Here is a 26760-nt window from a genome sequence, read left to right on the forward strand (position 1 = left end):
TACTTTACTTGTCAAATGCTTTTTTAAAAAACTGAAGTTTCTAAGGTTTTTAAATGCAGCGAAATAAAAAAATCCTTTTATTAAGTCATTGTCTATTAAATGTAAATTCAAAAGTAAATAAAATTGCAAATTATGGTGGTTGCTTAGAAGAGTTAATGGTTCCTTTAATTCAAAAAGGCTATGGCTTTATTCAACTTCCTTGTCCTGAATTATTATCTTGTGGTATAAAAAGATGGGGACAAGTAAAAGAACAACTTGATACTCCTTATTTTCGTAAACACTGTGAAAAGCTACTTGAGCCAATAATACAACAACTTATTGATTATAGTAATAGTGGTTATAAAATATCTGCTTGTATAGGTGTTGATAATAGTCCTAGTTGTGGAGTAAATACTACTTGCAAATCTTCTAAATGGGAAGGTGAAATTGATAGTTCTTTTTCTTTGGAAGAGACTTTAAATTCATTAAATATAGTTAATGAAAAGGGTGTTTTTATGGAAGTCTTTAAAAGTTTATTGGATAAAAATGCAATAAATTTAGACTTTTATGCAATAAATGAATCTAATCCAAATACTTCAGTAAAAAATATTTTAAAGGAATTGTAGTGAAAAAATTTATAGCGGGATTTTTACTTTGTTTTTCAATGTTTTCTTATGCCCAAGAAGATGTAATAACAGTAGGGCTTTGTGCAGCTTATCCACCATTTGAATCAAGAGATGCAAAGTCTGGGGAGATTGTAGGTTTTGATATTGACTTAGCAAATGAAATAGGAAAAGTATTAAATAAAAAGATTGTAATTAAAGATGCTGAGTGGCAAGCTTTATTAGGTGGATTAAAAACAAATCAATATGATATGATTTTAAGTGCTATGAGTCGTCAAGAAGCTGGAGAAAATAATGTGAATTTATCAAATACATATTATTTACTAAATGATGTAATTGTAGTAAAAAAACAAAATAATAAAATTACTTCAAAACAAGATTTAAAAAATAAAGTTGTTGGTGTACAACTTGGAAGTGGAAGTGAACAAATTGTTGATAAGTTAAAAGGCTTAAAAAAAGTTGCAAGATATAACTATAATCCAGAAGCATTTTTAGACTTAAAACATGAAAGAATTGATGCAGTTGTAGTAGGTTATGCATATGCAGTAAAACAAAAGAATTTTAAAAGTGAATATAAAATAGTTGATAAATTAGCTCCATCAGAATTAGTTGTTGTAATGAAAAAAGATAAAGATGAGTTAACAAAACAAATAAATATGGCATTAACTAAACTAAAATCAAATGGTGTATATGATAAACTAGTTCAAAAATGGTTAGAAGTAAAATAGATGAATTTTAATGTAGTTTATGACAATCTTGGGTTTTTATTTGAAGCTTCTTGGCTTACAATATATTTATCATTTATATCTTTTATAATTGCATTTATAATAGGTATAGTTGTAGGAACTTTAAGAAGTTATAAAATACATAAACTTTTAGATTTTGTATTGACTTCATATATAGAAATTTTTAGAGGAACACCTTTATTAATACAGTTATTTTTTATATATTATGGTTTGCCACAAGTTGGTATATCAATGTCAAGTCATGAAGCTGCAATTTTAGGTCTTTCATTGAATTTTGGTGCTTATATGTCTGAAATAGTAAGAGCTGGCGTTCAGGGTATACCAAAAGGTCAGTATGAAGCTTCAAAGTCATTAGGAATGAGTAATCTAAGTATGCTTGCATATATAATATATCCACAAGCATTAAGACTTACTCTTCCTACTTTAACTAATACTTATGCTGCAATATTAAAAGATAGTTCTTTAGTTTCTGTTTTATCAATAACAGAATTAACAAGAGCAGGTCAGTTGATATATGTGCGAACATATGAACCTTTTGAAATATATCTTACACTTGGAGTTTTTTATTTTGTAATGACCTATTCAATATCAATTATTTCTAAAAAACTTGAAAAAAAACTATATTATAATACTTAAGAATATAAAATATAAATTTTAGTTTTTAAAACTATTTTATCTATAAGTGAGTTTTTGTTATTTTATTTTCTATTTTTTAGAAAGTGAAGAAGTATGACAACAGAAATTTTTTTAGGAATAATTACATTTTTTACATCAACAATTGCAGGTGTTGTTGGACTTGGTGGAGGTATGATTTTAATAGCAATCTTACCATCTTTTTTACCTGTAAATGCTTTGATTCCTGTACATGGCTTAACACAAATGTCTAGTAATTTCAGCAGAGCCGTTTTTGGATATAAAGATGTGCAATATCAAGTTATACCAAAATTTATTCTAGGCTCACTTTTAGGAACTGCTCTTATTTCAAGTATTATTTATTATATCTCTTTAGAGTATGTACCTCTTTTTATAGGTGTGTATATTCTTCTTTCTTTGTGGTCTACAAAATTTAATGAAAAAATAAAAAGATTTGAAAGTTATTTTATAATAGGTTTTTTTCAAACAGGTCTTTCTCTTGTTGTTGGTGCAACAGGACCTTTGACTATGACTTTGCTTTATAAAGATTTTGAGAAAAAAGATGAAGTTGTTGCAACAGCTGCTGCACTTATGGGTATTACTCATATTTTTAAAGTATTTGTCTTTATCTTTTTTGGTTTTGCATTTTTTGAGTATCTTTGGCTACTTGTTTTTATGATTGTTGGAGCAGTTGCAGGAAGTTATGCAGGTACAAAACTAAGAAATAAAATTGATGGTAAAAAATTTAGATCTTTACTTAAAATACTATTATCAATCTTAGCAATTAAAGTAATTGTTTCAGTTTTTATTTAATATTAGATATAATAGGAAATAATAAAATAAAAGGACAAAAACATGTTTGTTAAATTAAATGATAGAGTTTACTTAAATCTAGCAAGAATTACTAGAATAAAAATTGATCAAGTAGAAGATGGAATAAGAATTAGATTTTATGAAGGTCAAGACCAAGTTGCAAAATCTCAAAAATTTGCTTCTATTGAAGAAGCAGATCAATGGCTTGAAAAGTTTTTGAAAATAGAAAAATAATACAATAAGAGGTTTTTCCTCTTATTGATTTGTAGGATCGTTAAATACTCTTGCACTTAGCTCTTTATCTATTGTATATAATCCATATCCGTTATCTCCCACAAGTTTGATATGGTCAATAATCTCTTTTACTGTTGCTTCTTCTTCAACTTGTTCTGTTACGTACCATTGAAGTAAGCTATATGTAGCATGATCTTTATCTTTCATAGCTAAATCACTTAAAATATTTAAATTTTTAGTCATTTTTTGTTCATGTGCTAATGATTTTTTAAATACATCAAGTAAAGATTTATACTCAACTTTAACTTCATCAATTGCTGGAAGTTTAATCTCTACATCTTGGTCTTCAAGGTATTTGAAAAGTTTCATTCCATGAGCAACTTCTTCTTGATACTGAATTAAAAACCAATTTGATGCACCATTAAAACCCTCTTTTGAACAGTATGCACTCATACCAAGATAGATATATGCAGAGTGATACTCTTTGTTTAATTGCTCTATTAATGCTTCTTGTAAATCTTTACTAATCATGTTGTCTCCTTTTTTTAATTATATTAATTATAACAAGTAATAGTAATATACTTGTTTAAAACTAACATAACAAAACTTTAGATAAAATCACAAAATTTAAAATACAACTGGTTCCCTTTTTGTTGGGGAACAATAAAAAGGATATTTTTTTATGGCAATTTATACATGTGGACACACAACTCCTGATTCAGACTCAATATGTTCAGCTATCTCTTTAGCATATTTATTAAATAAAATAGGGCGTGAGGCAATTCCAGCACGACAAGGACCAGTTTCTCCTGAAACTCAATTTATTTTAAATAGATTTGGTTTTGAAGCACCAGAACTTAAAACAGAGTTTGCTGGTGAAGAGATTTTTATTACTGATTATTCAGATAGAGGTCAAGCTCCAAAAGATATTGATGAAGCTACTATTGTTGGTATTGTTGATCATCATAAATTAGGAGATTTAACTACTTCAACACCACTTGAATGTTGGATTAGACCTGTTGGTTGTACTAACACAATTGTAAAAGAGATGTATGATTATCATGGTGTAGAAATTCCTGCAAATATTGCTGGTGTTATGCTTTGTGCTATTTTAAGTGATACTGTTATTTTTAAATCACCAACATGTACAGATATTGATATTAAAATAGTTAGAGAACTTGCACAAATTGCTGGTGTTGAAGACTTTGGTGCATTGGGTATGGAGATGTTTAAAGTAAAATCAGCAGTTGATGGAGTTCCTGTAAGAGAGCTTATTTTAAGAGATTACAAACCATTTGATATGCATGGAAGTGCTGTTGGTATTGGACAACTTGAAGTTGTTGATTTGGCAATTTTTGATAATGTAAAAGATAAATTACAAGCTGATTTAGATGCACTTAGAGTTGAAAATGATTTACATACTGCTTGTTTACTTTTAACTGATATTATGAAAGAGGGTTCTGAAGTACTTGTTTCATCAGAAGATACATCTGTATTTGAAAAAGCATTTGATGTAAAACTAGAAGATGGAAAAGTTTGGTTAGACGCTTGTCTTTCAAGAAAAAAACAAATTATCCCTTTCTTAGAACCAGCATTTGCATAAATAAAAAAAGATAGCTTAATTGCTATCTTTTTTTTAAGAGCTAAATTTTATTTTTTAGTTCTAAAAAGTTAAGATAAAAAGCAAGCAAACGACTTGATTAATTCAAAACTTCCTTACAGTTAGATATTTGTTGTCTACCTTGCTTGTATGCACTTTCTTCGAGAAAACTCATAAAGAGTGCATACAGTAGTACTATTCTTAAGGTACAAATAGTTTCGTGCGTAAGTGAAAATAGATATCTACGTTTAAAGTGAGCCAATAAATCATCTGCAGGGTAATTTATTGGCTCCTGCATTTTGTTAAACCTCTTGTATACCAATTTCCTTGATATAGTTAAAGGTTTCATCATAAAACTCTGATAACCTTGTTTTGTCATCTACTGATCCATTAGGTATAAATATAATCATTCCTTGTCTAGCTCTCGTAAGTAAAACTCTATAAGCATTTAATAAATAATTTTTTATGATGTCTTTATTGATATTTTGCCATTTTGTACCCTTAAATTTTCTAAACATCCATTGGTTGTTATGAAAATAAAAATCTCCATCCCAACATACACATGTCCAATCAAGTTCTAGTCCTTGAATATCAAATTCAGTTGCAACTTCTTCATTGAAATATGAAGATCTAATATCATCCTTATTGTTTAAAAACCAAATAGGAGCGTCAATTTGATTTTTTACATTTATTCCAAATGGCCTTAAACGATACGCTCCAGATGATGCAACTACACCACTTCTTTCACTTCCAATAGCTTTTGAGTTTAACCACTTTTTTGCTTTTTCAAAATCTCTTGTAACCAATATAGGATAATCATTTTTTAAAAAGTTATTATACAAGCTTGTAGCCTTTGTTCTGTCGATATCTAAAATAGAATGAATAAAATCAGATAGCTTTTCTGAGCGAAAAGATCTAACTGAAACTGATAAGTGCAAGTTTTTATCTATATTAGCACTTTCGTTTAACCAATCTTTTAATGTATTATCTCTCAAGTAATTTTTATCTTCTACTATTGAATTTGATAAATATATATTCCAATCTTGAAAATGATTTTTTAACGAACTAATCCATTCTTCTAATCCAGCCTCACCAGTATTTATCTCTTGTCCTCCACCTATTAAACAAATTATTGTACACCAGCCTTGATGTCTATTCATTACATCAATTAAAAACCTTGGTTCTGATGACTCAAAATCATCTTGTCCTTTTTTTCTTTTCATAAAAGAACTTGTCTGTTCTTGATTCCAAGCTCTTTGAGCTTCGTCAAATACTATCACTTTTTCAATAGGTGCTTTATTTGTAACTAATGAGTCATCGCGAAAATGATGAATATTTTGAATAAAAGCATGTGTTTTAATTGCAGCCTCTTTTTTTGTTAGCTTTTTCCCTCTCATTTTTGCATTATTAACTTCATCCCTTGTGAGAGCTTCTCTTAATACATCAACTAATGGACCATTTCCTGATAAAAAAACTGCATGTTCCTTTTCATCAATATTCATTCTTTCATTTGCAATATTTAAGCCTGCAAGTGTTTTGCCCGCACCTGGAACACCTGTAATAAAACAAATTGATTTCTTATTTGTTTCTTTTGAACTATTTATAATCTGGTTAATTTTATCTGTTGTAATGGACAAATTTATAGCACCAGAATCTGACCTTGAAATTTCTTGAACATTATGACCTTTATATAATGCTTGAGCTGCTTCAATTATAGTTGGAGTTGGTTTATATATTGAATCTTTCCATGACAATGGACATATAATATGTTCTTCCCCTAAATTTAAACATTCTTTTATGATGTTTAAAAAAGAATTTTTATTAGTTAAAAGTGGCTTATATAGTTTATCTTGTAATTGCTCAATTTTATTTTCAACACTTTTTGCTTCAGTTGAAATAAGTATAGGAAATAATTTTTGAGTATGACTGCCTTCATGAAAGTTTTTTAAGTCTTGTGCGTAGTCTATAACTTGTTCTATTGCATTATTGTCATATGTTGTTGAACCAACTTTAAATTCAATAACAAAAATTGAATCATTGACAATAATAATATTATCAACACGCTTTCCCATTCTAGGAATTGCAAATTCAAAAAAAATATGGCCACTAGTATAAATATAAAATGCTTGCTTTAATAATTCTATTTGTTTTATCCAGGCATTTTTTTGTAAATTTTCTAAAGCATGATTGTGATATCTTGCTAGTTCACCAAGAATTTTATTTGTATCTTCTTTAATAAATTTACTAATTGTATTCGAGTAATAAGATCTTTGCAATTTAATATATTCCTATATATTGGTTTAACTATTTATTAATAATACATTTTATATAAAATAGCCTTAAATATGTTATCTTTATAATATAAATAATGTTGGTCTAAAATATAAAAGAAAACCTTCATTTAGTCTTTTCTTTAATTATACGATATTTTATTTTGACTTGCTAGTAAGGCTGCGCTAAGTTGGTATAAAATTCTTGCGCCGACGTTTTCATCCCAGGCGTTTTTACTAACTCCTACTTCACATAAATCAAATCCTATTATATTTCTACCGCTTTTTACTACCATGAAAATAAGATGTTCTAATTGACTATATCTAAGTCCTCCTGGAACTGGTGTTCCTGTATTTGGGCAGTTAATTGGTTCTAAGCCATCAATATCAATAGATAAATATACATTTTGTGGAAGTTGCTCAATAAAAGGAAAATATACCTCTTCTAGTGACTTTCCACATGCAAGTTTCTCTTGCATATGTGTATCATATAAACAATCAGCTTTTTTCCCATACTCTTTCATTCTCAAAGCCTCTTCACTACTATAATCTCTAATTCCTATTTGAATAAGATTTGAGATTTTGTCACATTCATTCATAACATTATAAAAAATAGAAGCATGGGAATAGGTAAAGCCCTCATATGCTTTTCTTAAATCATGGTGTGCATCAACATGCAATATTCCAAAGGCTTCATCTTGAGTATCATTTAAAGCTTTGATAAGTCCCAGTGGACAAGAGTGATCACCACCTACAACTGCTACAAATTTACCTTTTTTGATTTGTTTGATTGATTTTTTATAAACAGAGTCATTTAAAGTTTTAGAAGCTTCATTTACAAAGTTTAATGCTTTTTTCTTTGTAGTTCCTTTTTCAAGTGCTTGAATTACTTTCAAAGCTTTTTTTCTAGCTTTATTACTTAATTTTAATAAACTTTTATCAGTTTCAAGCATAGCAATTCCAGCAGTATAAGGCTTAATATAGTGGTATGTTTCCACATCAAGTTGATGACTTGAAATTCTTATAGCATCAGGTGCTTTTGCTGTTCCTTGTCCAAATGAAACTGTTGCTTCCCAAGGAACAGGAAGTAAAATTAAACTAGCTTCTTTTGGGTCTAATCTTCCACCAATAAAACCATCATCTTCCATTGGAGGTAAGCCTAATTCCAATACTTTTATCTCTTCTTTTAAAGTTCTATAAGACATCAATTTCTCCTATTAAATTTTACTTTCAGCCCAATCAGAAAAACTAGGATGATTTAATTTGGCAATTTTAGTTAACTCTTCTGGGTTTATATGTTTAATACCAAAGTGCTCATTTACTAGTTTTTTTAAAAGAGTCCAATTTAAATCTTTTTTCTCTTTTGAATTAGGCTCTATCCATGAGCCACTAAAAAATAAAAAGCCTGAAGCCATTTGTTTAACAAACTCTGTAATAGATGAAGAAACAAGATATGCATCACCCTCAGAATCCATAAAAACAACAGGCGGTTCTGTTTTTAGTTTTGGATAAAACCATAAAAGAAACATTGAGCCACTTGCATCTTTGCCAAACTGAATAAAACTATCACCAGAAGATGACCAAGTTTCATTGCCAAACCAATATTTAAGTGTTTCTTCCAATTGTGTTTTACTAGCTTGATAAAACTCAAAATCTATAGGCCAAGATATAATCTCTTTTTCACACAACTCTTTTAAATACTCTAATGATTCTAAAGAGTTTTTGTTTAATCTGTTCATTTAAAATATACTCCTAAATATTATCTTTTAAACTAAATATATAATTTACTTAGTGAATTATTCAGTATCACCAAAGTTAGCAAAAGCATTCTCTATATTTGGAATACTTTTATATCTAGTATTTGTAAGTCTTACTTTTTTAGTGTTCAAATCACATATTGCAATTCTAAAATTTGATCCTATAAAAGGTTCTACAACACAAATAATTTTATCTTCAACTTGTCTTGTTGTATAAATAGTACCTTGAAGAGAATTAAAAAAATATTTAGGATAACTTAATGGTGTAATCTCAACTATATCAATAGTTTCATCATTCTGTAAAGTTTGCAATATATCCATTGCATCTTCATAACTATCAAATTGAATACACCAGTCATCAAAGATTTTATTAAAATGTTCTAAATCTTCATCTAGAAATCCACCTGCTAATGATTGTAAAGTAAAAATTGCCACTAAAACACCTTGAAATAAATATAAATTAATATTTGATTTTAACATATAATTGAAAGATATCTCTTGAAAGTCTAAATTTTTAAATTTATTTTTGACTTAATAAAAATTTCTAAATCCTATTTTTGCTATGTATTTCAAATACTTATGCTAAAAATCTTAATAGATAAAAATTAATGGACAATAAATAATGAAAGAAAATTTAAAAAAAGATATAAAAACATTTGAACAATTTGCAAAATTAGCTGATTACTCTTTTGTAAACAGACTTAATTGTGATCCTGATGCAAAATTCAATGGTGATAACAAAGAATCAAGAGAGGTTTTTAGTGGTCATTATGTAAGTGTAGAACCAACTGCTATTAAAGAACCCATATACATATGTCATAGTGAAAACTTTTTTAATGATTTGGGTTTTAATAAGAGTTTAATAAAATCAGATGACTTTATTAAAATGTTTTCAGGTGATATGTCAAATATATCTTATCCTATGGAAAATATATCTTGGGCAACTGGATATGCTTTATCTATTTATGGTACTGAGTATTATGCACAATGTCCTTTTCAAACAGGGAATGGATATGGTGATGGTAGAGCAATCTCTGTTTTTGAAGCAGTTATAAATGGTAAACGATGGGAGTTTCAACTAAAAGGAGCTGGAAGAACACCATATTGTAGAGGTGCAGACGGTCGTGCTGTATTAAGATCAAGTATAAGAGAGTTTTTAGCACAAGAGCACATGCATGCTCTAAAAGTTCCAACATCAAGATCTTTGAGTCTATTTACATCAAAAAAAGAGCAAGTAAAAAGACCATGGTTTAGAAATAACTCTTATTCAAGAGATCCTGAAGTGATGATTGAAGAAGATGTGGCAATTACTACAAGAGTTGCTCCTTCATTTATTCGTGTTGGTCAACTTGAACTTTTTGCTAGAAGAGCTAGAAAAAATGAACATAAAAAAGCATATGAAGAGTTAGAACAGATTGTTTTACATTTAATTCATAGAGAATACAATGATGAAATAAATAGTGATTTAAACTTAGAAGAAAAATTAATACTATTAGCAAAACAGTTCCAAAATAGACTTACATCTTTAGTTGCAAATTGGATAAGAGTTGGATACTGTCAAGGTAATTTCAATAGTGATAATTGTGCAGCAGGAGGCTTTACACTTGATTATGGTCCTTTTGGTTTTATAGATATGTTTGACCCTAAATACCAACCTTGGACTGGTGGGGGAATGCACTTTTCATTTTTTAATCAACCCAATGCAGCAAAAAAGAATTTTAAATCATTTTGTAGTTCTTTAAAACCATTGCTTAGTTCAAATTTAAATAGTTTAAAAGAACTTGAAGAGATTGAAAATAACTTTTCAAAGATTATGCACATAAAAATAGAAAATATGTGGGCTAGTAAATTAGGAATTGATAAGTTTGACTTTGAATTGTTTGATGAGCTTATAAATCTAATGATTGAAACTAAAGTTGATTATACTATATTTTTTAGAGAGTTATCAAATATACCTAATAGTATCAATGAACTTGAAAAAAGTTTTTATGATAACTTTGAAAATAAAGATATCAAATTAAGATGGAATAGTTGGTTAGAAAAATGGAGAACAAAAATAGATATAAACTCAAATGAGTCTATAAAAAAAGTCTCAAATCAAATGAAATCAGTTAATCCAAAGTATACTTTAAAAGAGTGGTATTTGGTTTTAGCATACGAACAAGCCCAAGAGGGAAACTATGAATTAGTAAAACAGTTACAAGAAGTAATGACAAATCCATATATTGAAAATAGTAAAGAGTTTGAAGATAAGTATTATAATAAAAAGCCTTCAAATCTTTTTGGGATGGCTGGTATTTCCCATGTTAGTTGCTCTTCATAGGTTAAATTATTTTATTTTTGAGCTAAAAAGTGCTAAAATAGAAAATGCATTGCTTATTAAATATATATTTGTTATGAAAATAAATAGCAAGCATAGATAAATAAAAAAGGATTTTTTAGCTTATGACACCAGCAATAAATATTTTGAAAAAAAATAAATGTGATTTTAAAATACATAAATATGAACATGATACAAATAATACAGATTTTGGAAATGAAGCAGTAGAAAAATTAGGTTTAGATGCAAATAGAGTTTATAAAACGCTACTTGTTGAAATAGCACCTAAAAAACTTGCAGTAGCTGTTGTGCCTGTTTCAAATCAACTTAGTTTAAAAAAAATAGCCAATGCTTTAGGTGAAAAAAAAGTAGTTATGGCAGATAAAAATGAGGCTTCAAAAGTAACTGGATATTTAGTAGGAGGAATTTCTCCTTTAGGACAAAAAAGATTGCTTCCTACTGTTATAGATAGTGATGCTTTAGGTTTTGGTACTATTTTTGTAAGTGGTGGGAAAAGAGGTCTTGATATTGAACTAAGTGCAGTTAAATTGCAAAAGATATTAAATGCAAAAATAGAAGATATTAAAGCATAAGTCAATCTTAATCATAAAAAGTAATTTCTTAAATAATTTTGTATCTTATTCAAAAGTAACTATAGTTTAAGTTATATATAAAGTTTGTTAATAGATAATCTTTATAACTTACTAACAAAGGAAAGACTATGGCTACTTCAGATATTGAAGCTGTTTGCTCTCAGTTATTAACAAAAGAGGACTTAAAAGTATCAGATAAATTTTTTCAAGAAGTTTTAGATGAGTGCATTGTAACTCATATTCATGAAGACAATAACTCAAATCATATAAAAATTTATTCTGTCAATCAACTTTATTTATCTACTATTACACCTATTTTACATGATATTGGATTTGAAATAGTAGATGAAGTAACTTATAATATTTCAAATAAATCAAAAATCATTTATGTTAGTAGATTTAATTTACATATAAAAGATGTAAATATAGTAAAAAAAGCAAAAGAGAATTTAGAAAATGTTATTACACAAACATTAAAAGATGATAAAATTCATCACTCAAAGCTATTCTCTTTAGTATTATTGCAAAACCTTACAGTAAAAGAAGTTTATCTTCTAAAGGCTTTTATTGAGTATTTAGACCAAGCTGTTTTAACAATAAATGCAGACACAATATTAACTACTCTTACAACACATCATAAAATTTCAAATCTTTTCTTAAACTACTTTTACAAAAAATTTGATCCAAAACAAAAAGCTAAAAGAAAGCAAGATTTAGAAAGCTTAGAACTTCAAATAGAAGAAGAGATAAAAATAATTCCTCAAATCATAGATGATAAAATTTTAAAATTGACTTTCTCTTTTTTAAAGTCACTTTTAAGAACTAACTATTTTTTAGGTAAAGAAACAACTGCTTTTAAAATTGATACAAAAAGTTTTTCAGAAAACTTAAGAGGTTTACAACCAAATATTGAAAACTTTATTTATCACCCTGATTTTTATGGAATTCATTTAAGAATGAGTAAAATTTCAAGAGGTGGACTTAGATGGAGTGATAGACATGAAGATTATAGACAAGAGATAAAATCTCTTATGATTACACAAGAGGGTAAAAACTCTATTATTATTCCAGATGGTTCAAAAGGTGGTTTTGTAATAAATAAAGATATATCAGAAATCACAAAAGAGTATTTTGAACAAATCTACTCTTTATTTATTAATTCAAATTTAGATTTAGTTGATAATATGGTAAATGGAAAAATTGTAAGAGATGAAAGAATAGTAGCTTATGATGGTGATGATGCATATTTTGTAGTTGCTGCTGATAAGGGAACTGCTTCTATGAGTGATGTTGCAAATGATATAGCAATTAGTAGAGGCTATTGGTTAGGAGATGCTTTTGCAAGTGGTGGCTCAAATGGTTATGGACATAAAGATTTAGGTATTACTGCTCGTGGTTCTTTAATGTCAACAAAAAGATTTTTTATAGAAGAGGGTATTGATATTTACAAAGACCCAATTACTGTAATGGGACTTGGTTCTATGAGTGGTGATGTTTTTGGAAATGGAATGATAGAATCAGACAAGTTCAAGCTACTTGCAGCAATTGGTCATAAAGAGATATTTATTGATCCAAATCCTGATTTAAAAGTAAGTTTTGAAGAGAGAAAAAGACTTTTTAATTCAAAGCAAGGAAGTTGGGGCTTTTATGATAAAGAAAAGATTTCAAAAGGTGGTGGAGTATTTTTAAGAAGTGAGAAGGAGATAGTTTTAACACCTGAAATAAAAAAACTTATTGGTACAAGTAAAAAAACCCTTAGTGGAGAAGAACTTTGTGTAAAACTTCTTACTATGAATGTTGATTTATTATTTAATGGTGGAGTTGGAACTTATGTAAAAGCAAGTGATGAAAATAGTCTTGATATAGGTGATAAGCAAAATGAAGCAGTAAGAGTAGATGCAACAGATATAAAAGCAAGAATTGTAAGTGAGGGTGGAAATTTAGGATTTACTCAAAAAGCTAGAATCGAATATGCTTTAAATGGTGGAAAAATAAATATAGATGGTATTGATAATGCAGGTGGAGTAAATACATCTGACCATGAAGTAAATCTAAAAATTTTATTAAATATTATAAAAGAGCAGGGCTTACTTTGTGAACAAGAAACAAAAGCAACACTACATAGTTTGACAGACCAAGTTGTAAATTTGGTATTGCAAAATAATTATAATCAATCTTTAGTAATATCTATGGATGAAAGATTGTCAAGAAAATATAAAAATAATTTTATAAAGACAATAGAGATTTTAGAAAAATATGTAACAGCTTTTAATAGACATGACTTTTATATACCTAAAAATGAGAATCTAGAAGATGTAGTTGATATAAATGACTCAATCGTAAGACCTGTTTTAAGTTCACTTTTATCATACTCAAAAATCTTTATTAAACAAACTCTTTTAGAATCAACTTTAGTAGATGAACAGTTTGCAGTACAGTATCTTTATAGATATTTTCCCAAATCATTTGTAAGTGCATATGAACATGAAATAACAAATCATCCTTTAAAAAGAGAGATAATTGCTACAAAAATTGCAGATATAATTATAAACTCACAAGGGTCTACTTTTATAGGAGATTATGAGAAATTAGGTAAGGATAAATTTTTACAAAAAATAAAATCATATTTAATTGTAAAACAGTTATTTGGTTCAAATGAAATAAGAGAAAAAATTTATTCTCAAGATTATATTATGAATATTGACAAACAATATAAACTAATTGCTAAATTAGAGTATATTTTATTTACAAGTACTAAATGGATGGTTAAATATATGAATAAAACACAAGTTGATTCAGCTCATATACTTGATCATAAAAATGAACTATTCTCACAACTTGCTGAAATTCATACTCAAAAAATTGAAGAGTTGATTCCTAATGATGAAGAGTTTAATCTTTTCTTTAGTGTTATTGATTACTTAAGATTTGCCGTTGCAGGAGTAGTTATAAAAGAGAATACTAATCATACATTTAAAGATGTAATAGTACTATTTTATCAACTAATTCATGAGTTTAATATTTTAGAAATAATTGTTTCTTTAAGCAAATTAAAACTTCATTCAAGAAATGATGTTATACTTAGAAATCAGGTTTTACAGTTTATTGACTATATTGTTGTTCACTATACAAAAAAGATATTAAACTTCAAAAGAGTAAATGAAGCCCCAGAAACTGCTTTTTCAAACTTTGTTGCAAATGAAAAAGAGACTTTTTATAAGTTAAGAGATCATCTTGATGTGTTTATGACAAAAGAAGAAAAAGATATTAAAGATATTGTAACAACAGTAAATCAACTAATGGTTTCTACTATATAATATACACTTTTATGTATATTATAAAGATAAGTTTAAAAAGTACCATAACTTAAACTTATGACCTTTTAGTTAAGAAACTATTAGTTATATTGACTTAATAATATAAAGGAGTCATATTATGAGTAAGTATGAAGATGACGAGTTAAGTATGCATAAAATTGAAGATTATGATGGAAATGAATCTAAAAGTAAAAGAAATACTGTAAGATTAGTAATTGCATTAATAATAATTGTAGGAGCTATATACGCAAGTTTTAAATACAATTATAGTCAAATTGATGATGATTATGTTGGAACACAAGAAAATCCAGGAATTGATACTTCAAAAAGATGATAAATGAAATTTGATGAATTTTTTGATTATCATCTAAATACAAAACATTCATACTTTTCAGTTAGAAACTATCCAAATAGATTAAGTTGGGAAAACCAACCAATGGTTTTCAAATCATATGATAGTTTTGAAAAGTATGAATTAAATTTAGATTTTATAAATCATAGCTTTTTATATTATATTGCAGGATTAAGTGCAAAGAAAATCTATCCAAATGTAGAGTATTATTTAAGAATAAATCCCAGTGCAGGTGCTCTTTATCCAAATGAAATATATTTTCAAAGTAGAAACAATGAGAATATAAAAGATGGTATTTATCATTTTGATATTAAAAGTTCAAGTATTACACTATTAAAAGAGATTACAAATGATGGAATTGAGCCTTTAATAAATCATAAGTACAAAGTAAATGGTTTTATTTTCTTTATTTCATCACTATATTTTCGTTCTTCTTGGAAATATAAAAATAGAGCTTTTAGGTATTGTTTACTTGATTCAGGGCATTTACTAGGAACTTTAGAAGCTAGTAGTTTTTTACATGATAAAAAGTATAAAATTATTTATGATTTTGATAAAAAGGCTTTAAATAAACTTTTTAATTTTTCAAATGAAGAGTTTTTTCAAGCAAGTGTAGTTGTAGGTTCAAACTCTTTAGAAGAGGTAGAAAAAGTATGTAACTTGGATTTACCAAAAGTGGATGGAACTTACTATTTTGAAGAAAATGAGTTAATTCAAAAAGCTTATGAAAAATCTTTAAGCATTAAGCAAAAGCATTCACAAAATTTATCTCCAAACTTTTTTTATAACAAAGAGATATTTAAACAAACAGTTTTTAAAAGGCGCTCAATTAGAGATTTTAGTTTAAAAGCTATAAAAAAAGATGAGTTTTTAAAAGTATTAGAGATTTTAAATGAGCCAATTACAAGTGATTGTGATGAAGCTATTGATATTTATTGTGTTATAAATAGAGTTGTTTCTATGCCTTTGGGTTTATATAAAGATAATACTTATATAAAAGAGGGTGATTTTAAAACAAAAGCTGGTTATTTATGTTTAGAGCAAGATTTGGGAAAAGATAGTGCCGTTACTTTTTTTCTTACTACAAAATCAAAAAACTATCAAGCAGCTTATCAAAAAGCAGGAATTATAGGTCATAGACTATATTTGATTGCAAACTATTTAGGTTATGGATGTAGTGGAATTGGCGCTTATTATGATGATGAGGTTTGTGAATTTATAGAAGATAATAGTATGGTTTTATATGCTTTAGCTATTGGAAACTAAGCATAAAGCTTAGTTTTCATTACTATTCATCATCCAAATAGAGAAAATATCTATATAGTTCCAAAAAGATTGTTTTATATCATCTTCAATATCAAGTGGAGCAAGTACCATCGCATAACTTTCTAACCAAATTCGTCTTGCTTCTTGGTTTATCTTAAAAGGACTATGTCTTGCTGCCATCATTGGTGCACCTCTTTTTTCATTGAAGTATTTAGGTCCTCCACAAATTTGTATAAAAAAATCTGCTGAGTGCTCTTTTGCTTTTTCAAAGCCTTCATCTGTTGGAGGGAAAAGTCCTTTTATATTACTTTGTCTTAATAAATTATAATGATCAGATACTAATTTTCTTATTTTCTCTTCTCCTAAAACTTCTAAAAATCTAGGATCAGGAAGATTTACAGGAGGTCTAATTCCTACTTGTCCAGCTGTTATATTAAATTGCATATTATAACCTTTGTTTTTGTGAAAATATACACTTATATTAATATAAAAAAAAGAAAAATCAGTATTAGGTTTTAAATTTAATATTTCTTTTTGTTTAGCTTTTTTTTGCTCTTTTTACAATATTTGTAATCATATTATTAAAAACAAAATAGTGTAAAGGAATAAGAGTATACCAATAAGCTCTACCTAAAACCCCTTTGGGATAAAAATATGCTGATTGGATAAGTTTCTCATCTTTTATTTTAAACTCAAGCCAAGCACTACCTGGAATTTTCATTTGTGCAAATAAAAGTAGTCTTTCGTTTTCTTTAATATCAACTACTTTCCAAAAATCTAAACTTTCTCCAACTCTTAATTCATCTTGGCTTCTTCTTCCTCTTTTTAATCCAACTCCTCCAATGATTTTATCAATTACCCCTCTTAATTCCCATAAAAAGTCATAATCAAACCAACCTTGTTTACCTCCAATACTAATAAAGCTTTTATAAACTTTACTTTTAGAAATATCTGAAATATCAATCTCTTTTCTATCAATAAAAATTGCATCTGCTATCTCTTTTGTATGATCTTTTTCCCAAATTTTTCCTGCATTATCACTCCATCTACTAATTACTTGGTTTGTCTCTATTTCTTTAACAGCCTTTTTTACTGCATCTATAAAAGGCATAGGAGTTATATCTTTGAAGTACTTCTTTGCATTGTCATTTTGTATTACAACTTCTGATTTTAAACCCTCAATTAATGCTTTTGCAACTTTAAAAGGAACAGGAGTGAATAAATTAAGCCAATAAGATGATAAATTAATTGTTAAAAATGGAAGTGGTATTATATATCTTTTTAAGCCTAAAGCTTTTGCTGTTTGAAGCATCATTTGTTTATATGTCAATTGTTCAGCTCCAATATCAACTATTAAGTTTTCTTTTTCTTCTAAAAATAGTGATTTTTCTAAATATTCTAATACATCATCAACTGCAATTGGCTGAGCTTTTGTTAATACCCATTTTGGTGTAGTCATAACAGGAAGTTTTTCTGTTAGATTTCTAATTATTTCAAAACTTGTACTTCCAGAACCTATGATAACACCTGCTCGAATCCAAATCGTTTGAACATCTTTTTGATTACTTAAAACTTCTCCTGTTTCTAATCTACTAAGTAAGTGTTCACTTGTATCACTATTTTTAACTCCCAGCCCACCAAGATATATTACTCTTTTTACATTACACTCTTTTGCAACTTCTATAAAATTTTGTGCTGAAATTTTATCTAAGTTTTTGTAATCAGTTCTATTTAAAGAGTGAATTAAATAATAAGCAGTATCAACACCACTTAGTGCTTTTTTTAAACTCTCTTTATTAAATGTATCACCCTCAAAAACTTCGATATCTTTTTCAATATTAGAAGATAAGCTTTTTTTGTTTCTTACAAATAATCTAAGTGAAATATTTTTATTTTCCTTTAGCTTTTGTTTTAGTCTTCTTCCTATATATCCAGTTGAGCCTGTAAGTAATACTTTCATAGTGTATATCCTTTCTTGTTATATTTATTGTATCATTTTAAAATGTTATTTGGTATGTTGTTTTTATACAATGAATATGTTTTATTTAGATGAATGATTTTAACTAATATTGCTATGATGCTATAAGCTCAAATTAGATAAAATGCAAACCAAAAAAGAAAAGTTTTAAAATAAAAAGGCTTAATAATAATGAATGAAAATAAAGATTTCTTACGTGCAATAGTTGAAGAGGATTTAAAAAAAGGCAAATACAAAGAAGTAGTTACTAGATTTCCTCCTGAGCCAAATGGTTTTCCTCATATTGGACACGCTAAATCTATTTGTATAAATTTTGGTATTGCAAAAGATTATGATGGTCATTGTAATTTAAGAATGGATGATACAAATCCAACAACAGAAGATACAAAATATGTAAATGCATTGAAAGATGCTGTTAAATGGCTTGGCTTTGAATGGGATGAAAAGGTACACTTTACATCTGATTATTTTCCTAAACTTTATGAATATGCAGTAAAGCTTATCAAAATGGGTAAAGCTTATGTTGATAGTATAAGCGAAGAAGAGATGAAAGAGTTTAGAGGAACAGTTACTAAAGCAGGACAAAGAAGTAAATACGCAAATAGAACTGTTGAAGAAAACTTAGAACTTTTTGAAAAGATGAAAAATGGTGAGTTTAAAAATGGTGAACATGTATTAAGAGCAAAGATTGATATGAGTGCTGCAAATATGAAACTAAGAGATCCTTTATTATATAGAATTAGACATGCTCATCACTTTAGAACAGCTAATGAATGGTGTATCTATCCAATGTATGATTTTGCACACTGTTTATCTGATTATATTGAGGGTGTTTCTCACTCGATTTGTACACTTGAATTTGAAAACAACAGAGATATTTATGATTGGGTATTAGATACATTAAAACTAGAACCACCAAGACCATATCAATATGAGTTTGCAAGATTAGGTGTGAATTATACAGTTATGAGTAAAAGAAAACTTCTTGAATTAGTTGAGGGTAAATATGTTAGTGGTTGGGATGATCCAAGAATGCCAACAATAGCAGGATATAAAAGAAGAGGATATACACCTGAATCTATTTTAAATTTTTGTGAGCAAATTGGTATTGCAAAAGCAAACTCTATGGTTGATGTTGCTCAATTAGAGTTTTGTATAAGAGATGATTTAAATCAAAAAGTTCCAAGAGTTATGTGTGTTCTTGACCCACTTAAAGTAACTATAGAAAATTATGAAAAAGATAAAGAGATAATTGAAGCTTCTTATTATCCCCATGATGTACCAAAAGAGGGTTCTAGAAAAATACCTTTTTCTAAAGAACTTTATATAGAAAGAGAAGATTTTTGTGAAAATCCACCAAAAGGTTATTATAGACTTACTTTAGATCAACCAGTTAGATTAAGACATGGATATATTATCTCTTGTAAGGAAGTAATCAAAGACTCAAATGGAAATATAACAGAGATTAAAGCAGAATATTATCCTAACTCAAAAAGTGGAAGCGATACAAGTGGCATAAAAGTAAAAAGTGCTATTCAATGGATAAGTGCAAAAGAAGCAAAAAAAGTTGAAGTAAGACTTTATGATAGATTGTATAAAAGTGAATCTCCTGAGGGCTTAGAAGATTTAAATCCTGAGTCATTAAAGATTATAAAAGATGCTTTTGTAGAACCAGCTGTAATTGATGATAATATAGATGAAAGATTTCAGTTTGAAAGACAAGGTTATTTTTATAAAGATCCAATTGATTATAGTGATGAAACACCAGTATTTAATAAAATCGTTTCTTTAAAAGATTCATGGGCTAAAAAGAATAAAAAAGTAAAAGAGACACCAAAAGAGTCAAAACAAGAACTAAATAAAGTACAAGTTCACGGTGAAGCAGAACCTATGACAGATGAACAAAAGATATTATTTGAAAAATATAATTTAAAATTTAAGTTAAATAATGAAGTATCTAATATTTTAGCAAGAGATGAGAAACTTTCATCATTTTTTGAAAATGCATATAAAGAACTTACTTCTACATATAATCAAGCAAGTATGCAAATACTTCCTCAAATAAGTATTTTAGCTAATTATGTAGCAAATGATGTAGCAAAGCAGTTAAAAGACAAATCAATAGATGAATTAAAGTTCAAAGAAAAACATATTGTTCAATTAGTTAAAATGGTAGATGATGAAACTATTTCAACAAAAATAGCAAAACAAGTATTTGAACAAATGAGCCAAACAGGTGAAGAGCCAAAACAAATAGTTGAAGATAAAGGATTAATTCAAATAAGTGATACAGCTATTATTTTACCAATAATTGATGAGGTTATAGAAAATAATCCACAAAATGTACAAAAATTCAAAGATGGAAATAGTAAACTTTTAGGATTTTTTGTAGGACAAGTTTTAAAAGCTACTTTAGGAAAAGCAAATCCAAAAGTAGTAAATGAACTTGTAGCTAAAAAACTACAATCATAAAGTAAATTGCTATTTATTTAAAGGCTAGTTTTTTAACTAGCCTTTTTTTATGTAGTTTGCTTTTTTATCTTCTGTATCTAATTCTTGACCAATTGCTTTATATCTTTCAAAATAGTATTTTACAAATGAGTTTATTTTCTCATTTACAGGCATAAAATACTTTCCTTCTTTTGTTGCAAATTGATTTAAAAATATAGTTGCATCTTTTTTATCTAAATAGTGTTTTGCAAGGTTTGTATATATTGTAATATACCATTTTTTAAGTTCTTCAATCTTTTTTGAATTTAAATCAATACTTAAAGTTTCATCTTTAAAATCTAAGATTTTTGTATCAAATAAAGCATTTAAGTGAATTAATCCCTCACAATAGTATGGTTGTACTTCATCAACTTCCATCCATGCAATTAATCCAATAGCTCTTTTTACTAAATCAATTAGAACTTGTTCTTCAAGCTCTTTTTCATCATCATCTTCATCACAAAAAAATGAAATAAGTCCACCAGTAGTAGCTTTAAATTCTTCTATATTTTTAAAGTTTCCTGTTTTATTCATAACTGCTTCTGTTTCATCATCACACCATAAAATATGACCAAACTCATGTCCAATTGTACTAATATCATAAACTTGATGCCATTTTGCAGTCTCATTAAATAAAAACTCTCTATCTTTAGTTAGTAGCTCTTGTCCAAAAATTTCACGAGCTAATTTTAAAAATGGTTTTGCTCTTGAAATTTGTAATATTTCATCAGAAAATGCAAAAATCTTTTTACCTTCTTCTTTTGATACTATTTCATCATTTGGTACAACTTGTGCTGAAAATAAACCATTGAATCCAGCTCCAAAAAATAAAGCAGGTCTTCCAATATATAATTGTACTTTATCAAGAGATTTTAAAGAGAAGTTGTAAATATGTTCATAATTTTTATTTTTTTCAAAACTATTATATATTTTTTCAAAAGCAAATTTAATCTTATTTACTCTTTTTTCATTTTTTGCAAAACTAGGGTTTGTAAGTCTTATATCCCACTCTAATGCAACTGCTTTTCTAAAGTGGTCTTCATAATATTCAAGTGGATGTCCTATTTGAATTGGTGTTGTTATTTTCATCCAAGCTCTATCTACATCTGCCCATTTTTCAACTAATTTGTTTACATTATCTTCACTAAATGCTTTAATTAGTGCTTGAATATATAAAACATAATCCCATTTTTGATTATATATTTCATCCTCAAGTTCAATTAATCTATCTGCAAAGTTCTCTAAAGCATCAACTACATCAGTTACCTCTTTTTTAAAAGCTTTTATATAAGCTTGAGATTTGTATTTGTCTTTATCTTTTACTAATGCAGAGTAGCATCTATCAGCAATTTCTTGTCCATGTCCTAAGTCAAATAAGTTTTCTTTTTCTAAGTATTCAAATACTTTAGTTTCATTTCCATCAAACTTTTCAAGTAGTTCTTTATTTGTTTTATTAATAATAAGAGCTGTCCATGAACTTTGCCATTTACTCATAGCTTTACCAACACTATAAACTCCATTGAAAATTTCTTTGTAAAATGGTGTTAATAAGTTGTTATCTTCAATATGATTTATTAGTTTTAAATGTTTATTTTCCCAAAACTCTTTTACAAAAAGATATGCTTTTTCTTGTAAAGCAATAATCTCTTTTTCATCTTTTTCTAATCTTTTTAAAACTTGAACTAGTGAATCATCTCTTAAATTTACAAGTCTTGTAATAAGTGCAAATCTTAGATTCTCATCAAGTTTTAAACCTAAACTTTGAGCAAACTCATCAATAATAGTTAGTTTATCAAACTCTTTATTTTCAAGATATGTTATAAGTTTATTTGTATTGTTTTTTTCATTTTCTAAAAATTGATATATATTTTCTACATCTTTTAAAAATTGAGTTTCATTCATTTCAATCCTTTTTTTATTTATTGCATTGCATTAGATTTTAGTAAGTAAAGATTTAGAAAATATTCTAAATCTCACTACTTTTAAATAGTGTTGTTTTATTTTTTAAAGAGAATGAGATAGCTAAAATAACTAAAAATACGAAAGGTATAATAACCTCTTCTATATTACTTCCTGAGCTATAGTGTGAATATGAAGCAAATAGAAAATCAAGTGCAAATCCAGCATAAGCAAAATCTCTAATTCTATCAAGTTTTTTAGGTAATAAAAGCATTGCGCCTCCAACTATTTTAAGTACACCAAGTGCAGTAAAAAAGTATAAAGGATAACCTAAATCATTTGCAATCTTTATAACTGAATCAGATAGTAAAATATCAACTGCCCCACCTACAAAACCTATTAATATTACAATAATAAGTGTTGATACAATATAAATTTTTCTTTTCATCTAAAAATCCTTTGCATAAGTATATGCAAATTATCTTTATTTTTTATTTAGTAAAAAAATTGCATCTTTTGCTTTAAGCGGTTTACTAAAATAGTAACCTTGATATAAATAGCTATTTTTTTCAATAAGATAATCAATCTCTTCTTTTTTTTCTACTCCTTCAATTATAAGTTTAAGATTTAGTTTTTGTGCAATTTCTATTACCATGTTTATTATAGAATCATTTACTAAAACATCTTTTTGTCTTAGAAAGTCTTTATTTAATTTTATTGTATCAACGGGAATTTTAGAAATTGAATTAAGTGAAGAATATCCCACTCCAAAGCCATCAATACTACAAGAAATACCTAACTCTTTTAATTGACTTATTCTTTTGATTGCAAGATTTAAATCTTTGAAAATCGATGCTTCATCTATTTCAAACTCTAGATATTTTGTATCAAAATTTGATTCTTTAATTATTTTTCTTACACTATTTAAAAACTCTGGATGAGAAAACTCCAATAATGATATATTTATTGATACTTTTATATCATCTAAATCTATGTTTTGTTTTTTCCAATCACTTATTTGATTAATTACTGTTTTTAAAACCCATTTTCCAATTTGAATAATCAAATCAGATTTTTTGGCAACATCTAAAAAATTGTCTGGGTATAAGATTTTTTTTGTTGGATGATTCCATCTAATAAGAGCTTCAAATCCTAAAACTTTTTTCTTTTCATAATCATATTTTTTTTGATAATATAACTCAAATTGATTCTCTTTTATAGCCTCTCTTAATTCATTTTCTATTCTTAAATAGTTTCTTGTTTTTTTATCCAAATCTTCATGATAAAACATAACTCTATTTTTACCTTGTTCTTTTGATAAGTACATTGCTGCATCTGCATTTTTTATAATATCGATTGAGTTTTTATTATTTTCAGGAAAGAGTGCAACTCCAATACTACTTGTGGTAGTTAATTTATGCTTATCAATTTTTATTGGATTATCTAGTGAATTTAATATTTTATTTGCAAATTTTTCTATTTTAATAATTGCTTCTTCTTTTTGCATGCTAATATTTTGTACCAATATTACAAACTCATCTCCTCCAAGTCTTATAACAATATCATCAACTCTTGAACATCCTTTTATTCTTTTTGCTATTTCTATTAAGAATAAATCTCCTACATCATGTCCTAATGAATCATTTATATATTTAAAGTTATCTAAATCAATAAAAATAACACCACCAAATATTTTGTGTCTAGTTGCAAGTGCAATTGCTTGATTTAGTTTTTCATTTAAGATAGTTCTATTATACAATCCTGTAAGACTATCTGTTTGTATTTGATGAATAAGTCTTTCTTGACTTCTTTTTATTTCAGTAATATCAAAAAATTGTGCAATAAAATGAGTAGTTTCTCCCATATTGTTTTTAATTGCTGTAATTGTTGCTCTTTCAGGATAAATCTCACCATTTTTTCTTTTATTGTAAATCTCTCCACTCCAAGAACCATAATTTAAAATATCATTCCAAAGTTTTTCATAGAACTCTTTGCTATGTTTTCCAGATTTTAATATTTTTGGATTATTTCCTATTGCTTCACTATTTGTGTATCCTGTTATTTTGGTAAAAGAGCTATTTACTTTTATGATATTTGCATTTGCATCTGTAATTGCCATAGCTTCATGTGAATCAAATGAGTAAGAAGCAAGTTTTATCTCTTCTTCATACTCTAATCTTAATTTTTCATTCTCTTCTTTTTCTAAACCATAAGATAAGTCATTTGTCATTTTATCAAATATGGTAACAATCTCTTCATCAAAAAAATCTATATCTTTAGAACAAAAAGCCATAATACCCATGCTTTTGTCTTTTTTATATAAAGGATAAACTGCAATTGAATTAATTTCATTTAATTTTTCTGTTGTTAAATCAAGAGAAGATTTATTTTCTTTAGTATTATTTACAATTAGATTTTTTCTCTCAATTAAAGACTTTTTGTAGATTTTATTTTTGTTATTAATTTCAAGTTTTGATAAAATATTTTTATTTTTACCACTTGATTCAACTATTTGCAATCTATCTTGCTTATTTAATAAGCAAATAAAACTAAGAGATAAGTCTAACTCTTTTGTAGCAAAGCTACAAGCTTTATTTAAAACCTCTTCCATTGTATAATTGTAAATTATTAATTCATTTGCATTATTTAAAATATTATAGATTTTTTTCTGTTTTTTTAAACTTTTTAAGTTTTGGTTTTCTTGTTTTGTTATTTTTCTTAGTGCAAAAATAGAGAATATTGAAGCAAATATACCAATAAGCCAAAGTATAAAACTATATATTAAACTATTTATTGTGTAAGTTTTTAACTGTTTTGCCTCTTTTAAAACAGCTTTCATAAAATACTCAATTGTAGTTCCTAATGCATCAATTCTTTTAGTTGAAATATCCCACCAATTTTTTGCATCTACATCTAAAGTTTTGCTATTGTCAAGTTTATAAATCTTTTCTCTATAACTTAAAACATCTTCAATGAGTTTTGAATTAAAAGTAGTATAAAAAAAGTTTAACTCCTGAATACTTATAACATTTTTAAAATTTTTTATATTATTATTTTGTAAAGATATTAATTTTATAATTTTTGTAAAATCATCTTTTTCTAAATATTTTTTAGAAAAACTGTTTGATAAGATGGCTCTTTCTAATCCCGCATACTCTTTTGTATTAATAAGATAAAGCGTTGCAAGAAGTTTATTGCTTATGTTGTTATTTACATTACTTGTTAATAAAATAGTAATTGAATCAATTATCGCATTTGTCATTTGATTATAACTTTTTAATTCATTTGTCAAATCTATATCAAGTTTTAAAACTTTACTTCTTAGTTTTTCTAATTTGAAAAGTTCATTTTGAATTTTTTTGATATGGCTTTTTTCTTTTTGAGAGTTAAAATCATATCCTAATATAAAATCATTAAAAAACTTTTTTGATTTATCTGTTTGTTTTCTTTGAAAAAGTAAATCTTCTTTAAATTTTTTACCAAGTGAACCAATATACCCAGCTGACATACCTCTCTCTTTTTGTAAATTATTTAATAAAAACTCTGCGTTAAGTACATAATTTATATGTAGATTAATAGTATCAAGCCTATCTAAAGTTTTATATTTGTTATAAATATAGATACTACTAAAAAAAATCATTCCTACTGTAGGAATCAAAATAATCAGAATCATTTTATAAAGTGTTTTACTTTTCATTTATCAACTCTTTTGTAATTTTATTGTCATTTTATAATACAGGAAAAGTTTTAAGTTGCAACTTAAGTCTAAAAAAAGTCTTTGTTGGCACTTGTCTTGTAAAAGTGCTAAATAAAATAAAAACTTTAGCCAACTTTTATAAAGTTGTGCTAAAATTCTTCTGTAAAATTTATAAAATATATAGGAGAAATTA

22 protein-coding genes are annotated in these 26760 nt (G+C 27.0%); 12 read left to right on the forward strand and 10 right to left on the reverse strand.

Annotation, left to right across the window (positions count from 1 at the left end; genetic code table 11):
- Positions 1-53: 53 nt before the first annotated feature.
- The 5 genes from ACAN_RS05165 (at position 54) to ACAN_RS05185 (ending at position 3028) form a co-directional block, all read left to right on the forward strand.
- Positions 54-605: a CD3072 family TudS-related putative desulfidase gene (locus tag ACAN_RS05165; RefSeq protein ID WP_099334065.1), complete on the forward strand. Its 552-nt coding sequence runs from the start codon at positions 54-56 to the stop codon at positions 603-605.
- Positions 605-1330 carry an ABC transporter substrate-binding protein gene (locus ACAN_RS05170; protein WP_196778771.1) on the forward strand — a complete coding sequence of 242 codons (726 nt, stop codon included), beginning with the start codon at positions 605-607 and terminating at the stop codon, positions 1328-1330. The genes ACAN_RS05165 and ACAN_RS05170 overlap by 1 nt, the downstream gene beginning before the upstream one ends.
- Positions 1331-1984, forward strand: coding sequence for an amino acid ABC transporter permease (locus ACAN_RS05175; RefSeq protein ID WP_099310494.1), 654 nt, complete (start codon positions 1331-1333; stop codon positions 1982-1984).
- 93 nt (positions 1985-2077) lie between these two features.
- Positions 2078-2794 carry a sulfite exporter TauE/SafE family protein gene (locus ACAN_RS05180; protein ID WP_099334066.1) on the forward strand — a complete coding sequence of 239 codons (717 nt, stop codon included), beginning with the start codon at positions 2078-2080 and terminating at the stop codon, positions 2792-2794.
- 42 nt (positions 2795-2836) lie between these two features.
- Positions 2837-3028: a sodium-dependent tyrosine transporter gene (locus ACAN_RS05185; protein WP_099310496.1), complete on the forward strand. Its 192-nt coding sequence runs from the start codon at positions 2837-2839 to the stop codon at positions 3026-3028.
- A gap of 21 nt (positions 3029-3049) precedes the next feature.
- Here the strand turns inward: ACAN_RS05185 and ACAN_RS05190 are convergent, their stop codons facing one another.
- On the reverse strand, positions 3050-3559 hold the full coding sequence (locus ACAN_RS05190) for a ferritin (protein WP_099310497.1): 510 nt from the start codon (positions 3557-3559) through the stop codon (positions 3050-3052).
- Between the two features lie 151 nt (positions 3560-3710).
- Here ACAN_RS05190 and ACAN_RS05195 point away from each other — a divergent pair, with 151 nt between their 5' ends.
- The gene (locus tag ACAN_RS05195) at positions 3711-4631 is read left to right on the forward strand and encodes a manganese-dependent inorganic pyrophosphatase (RefSeq protein ID WP_099334067.1); all 921 of its coding nucleotides are present in this window, start codon (positions 3711-3713) and stop codon (positions 4629-4631) included.
- A gap of 299 nt (positions 4632-4930) precedes the next feature.
- Here ACAN_RS05195 and ACAN_RS05200 read toward each other — a convergent pair whose 3' ends face one another.
- From ACAN_RS05200 to ACAN_RS05215, 4 genes are all read right to left on the reverse strand, one after another.
- Entirely contained in the window at positions 4931-6904 is a 1974-nt protein-coding gene (locus ACAN_RS05200) for a DUF2075 domain-containing protein (RefSeq protein WP_099334069.1), read from the reverse strand.
- A 137-nt stretch (positions 6905-7041) separates the two neighbouring features.
- Entirely contained in the window at positions 7042-8103 is a 1062-nt protein-coding gene (locus ACAN_RS05205; RefSeq protein ID WP_099334070.1) for an agmatinase family protein, read from the reverse strand.
- Between the two features lie 12 nt (positions 8104-8115).
- The gene (locus ACAN_RS05210; protein ID WP_099334071.1) at positions 8116-8637 is read right to left on the reverse strand and encodes a hypothetical protein; all 522 of its coding nucleotides are present in this window, start codon (positions 8635-8637) and stop codon (positions 8116-8118) included.
- 57 nt (positions 8638-8694) lie between these two features.
- Positions 8695-9090: a hypothetical protein gene (locus ACAN_RS05215; RefSeq protein WP_099334072.1), complete on the reverse strand. Its 396-nt coding sequence runs from the start codon at positions 9088-9090 to the stop codon at positions 8695-8697.
- Between the two features lie 187 nt (positions 9091-9277).
- Between ACAN_RS05215 and ACAN_RS05220 the strand changes: the two genes are divergently transcribed.
- From ACAN_RS05220 to ACAN_RS05240, 5 genes are all read left to right on the forward strand, one after another.
- Entirely contained in the window at positions 9278-10978 is a 1701-nt protein-coding gene (locus tag ACAN_RS05220) for a protein adenylyltransferase SelO family protein (RefSeq protein WP_191287723.1), read from the forward strand.
- A gap of 122 nt (positions 10979-11100) precedes the next feature.
- Positions 11101-11568, forward strand: a complete 468-nt coding sequence (gene ybaK, locus ACAN_RS05225) for a Cys-tRNA(Pro) deacylase (protein ID WP_079576998.1) — start codon at positions 11101-11103, stop codon at positions 11566-11568.
- Positions 11569-11696: 128 nt separating this feature from the next.
- Entirely contained in the window at positions 11697-14885 is a 3189-nt protein-coding gene (locus tag ACAN_RS05230) for an NAD-glutamate dehydrogenase domain-containing protein (RefSeq protein ID WP_099334074.1), read from the forward strand.
- A 118-nt stretch (positions 14886-15003) separates the two neighbouring features.
- On the forward strand, positions 15004-15219 hold the full coding sequence (locus ACAN_RS05235; RefSeq protein WP_079576996.1) for a hypothetical protein: 216 nt from the start codon (positions 15004-15006) through the stop codon (positions 15217-15219).
- A gap of 3 nt (positions 15220-15222) precedes the next feature.
- The gene (locus ACAN_RS05240) at positions 15223-16503 is read left to right on the forward strand and encodes a SagB family peptide dehydrogenase (protein WP_099334075.1); all 1281 of its coding nucleotides are present in this window, start codon (positions 15223-15225) and stop codon (positions 16501-16503) included.
- A gap of 9 nt (positions 16504-16512) precedes the next feature.
- On the opposite strand, the gene ACAN_RS05245 is transcribed toward ACAN_RS05240, so the two are convergent.
- Positions 16513-16947, reverse strand: a complete 435-nt coding sequence (locus tag ACAN_RS05245) for a globin domain-containing protein (protein WP_099334076.1) — start codon at positions 16945-16947, stop codon at positions 16513-16515.
- A 94-nt stretch (positions 16948-17041) separates the two neighbouring features.
- On the reverse strand, positions 17042-18463 hold the full coding sequence (locus ACAN_RS05250) for an SDR family oxidoreductase (protein WP_099334077.1): 1422 nt from the start codon (positions 18461-18463) through the stop codon (positions 17042-17044).
- A 189-nt stretch (positions 18464-18652) separates the two neighbouring features.
- Between ACAN_RS05250 and ACAN_RS05255 the strand changes: the two genes are divergently transcribed.
- On the forward strand, positions 18653-20953 hold the full coding sequence (locus ACAN_RS05255) for a glutamine--tRNA ligase/YqeY domain fusion protein (protein WP_099334078.1): 2301 nt from the start codon (positions 18653-18655) through the stop codon (positions 20951-20953).
- A 36-nt stretch (positions 20954-20989) separates the two neighbouring features.
- On the opposite strand, the gene ciaB is transcribed toward ACAN_RS05255, so the two are convergent.
- From ciaB to ACAN_RS05270, 3 genes are all read right to left on the reverse strand, one after another.
- Entirely contained in the window at positions 20990-22873 is a 1884-nt protein-coding gene (gene ciaB, locus ACAN_RS05260; protein WP_099334079.1) for an invasion protein CiaB, read from the reverse strand.
- 64 nt (positions 22874-22937) lie between these two features.
- Positions 22938-23318 carry a DoxX family protein gene (locus ACAN_RS05265; RefSeq protein ID WP_099334080.1) on the reverse strand — a complete coding sequence of 127 codons (381 nt, stop codon included), beginning with the start codon at positions 23316-23318 and terminating at the stop codon, positions 22938-22940.
- Between the two features lie 36 nt (positions 23319-23354).
- The gene (locus tag ACAN_RS05270; protein WP_099334081.1) at positions 23355-26567 is read right to left on the reverse strand and encodes an EAL domain-containing protein; all 3213 of its coding nucleotides are present in this window, start codon (positions 26565-26567) and stop codon (positions 23355-23357) included.
- Positions 26568-26760 lie beyond the last annotated feature (193 nt).

Source organism: Malaciobacter canalis (assembly GCF_008000835.1).
Classification (GTDB): domain Bacteria; phylum Campylobacterota; class Campylobacteria; order Campylobacterales; family Arcobacteraceae; genus Malaciobacter; species Malaciobacter canalis.

Coding starts and splice junctions, on each gene's coding strand:
- ACAN_RS05165 (WP_099334065.1), top strand. CDS start 54: ATGCAGCGAAATAAAAAAATCCTTTTATTAAGTCATTGTCTATTAAAT.
- ACAN_RS05175 (WP_099310494.1), top strand. CDS start 1,331: ATGAATTTTAATGTAGTTTATGACAATCTTGGGTTTTTATTTGAAGCT.
- ACAN_RS05180 (WP_099334066.1), top strand. CDS start 2,078: ATGACAACAGAAATTTTTTTAGGAATAATTACATTTTTTACATCAACA.
- ACAN_RS05185 (WP_099310496.1), top strand. CDS start 2,837: ATGTTTGTTAAATTAAATGATAGAGTTTACTTAAATCTAGCAAGAATT.
- ACAN_RS05190 (WP_099310497.1), bottom strand. CDS start 3,559: ATGATTAGTAAAGATTTACAAGAAGCATTAATAGAGCAATTAAACAAA.
- ACAN_RS05195 (WP_099334067.1), top strand. CDS start 3,711: ATGGCAATTTATACATGTGGACACACAACTCCTGATTCAGACTCAATA.
- ACAN_RS05205 (WP_099334070.1), bottom strand. CDS start 8,103: ATGTCTTATAGAACTTTAAAAGAAGAGATAAAAGTATTGGAATTAGGC.
- ACAN_RS05210 (WP_099334071.1), bottom strand. CDS start 8,637: ATGAACAGATTAAACAAAAACTCTTTAGAATCATTAGAGTATTTAAAA.
- ACAN_RS05220 (WP_191287723.1), top strand. CDS start 9,278: ATGAAAGAAAATTTAAAAAAAGATATAAAAACATTTGAACAATTTGCA.
- ybaK (WP_079576998.1), top strand. CDS start 11,101: ATGACACCAGCAATAAATATTTTGAAAAAAAATAAATGTGATTTTAAA.
- ACAN_RS05230 (WP_099334074.1), top strand. CDS start 11,697: ATGGCTACTTCAGATATTGAAGCTGTTTGCTCTCAGTTATTAACAAAA.
- ACAN_RS05235 (WP_079576996.1), top strand. CDS start 15,004: ATGAGTAAGTATGAAGATGACGAGTTAAGTATGCATAAAATTGAAGAT.
- ACAN_RS05240 (WP_099334075.1), top strand. CDS start 15,223: ATGAAATTTGATGAATTTTTTGATTATCATCTAAATACAAAACATTCA.
- ACAN_RS05245 (WP_099334076.1), bottom strand. CDS start 16,947: ATGCAATTTAATATAACAGCTGGACAAGTAGGAATTAGACCTCCTGTA.
- ACAN_RS05250 (WP_099334077.1), bottom strand. CDS start 18,463: ATGAAAGTATTACTTACAGGCTCAACTGGATATATAGGAAGAAGACTA.
- ACAN_RS05255 (WP_099334078.1), top strand. CDS start 18,653: ATGAATGAAAATAAAGATTTCTTACGTGCAATAGTTGAAGAGGATTTA.
- ciaB (WP_099334079.1), bottom strand. CDS start 22,873: ATGAATGAAACTCAATTTTTAAAAGATGTAGAAAATATATATCAATTT.
- ACAN_RS05265 (WP_099334080.1), bottom strand. CDS start 23,318: ATGAAAAGAAAAATTTATATTGTATCAACACTTATTATTGTAATATTA.
- ACAN_RS05270 (WP_099334081.1), bottom strand. CDS start 26,567: ATGAAAAGTAAAACACTTTATAAAATGATTCTGATTATTTTGATTCCT.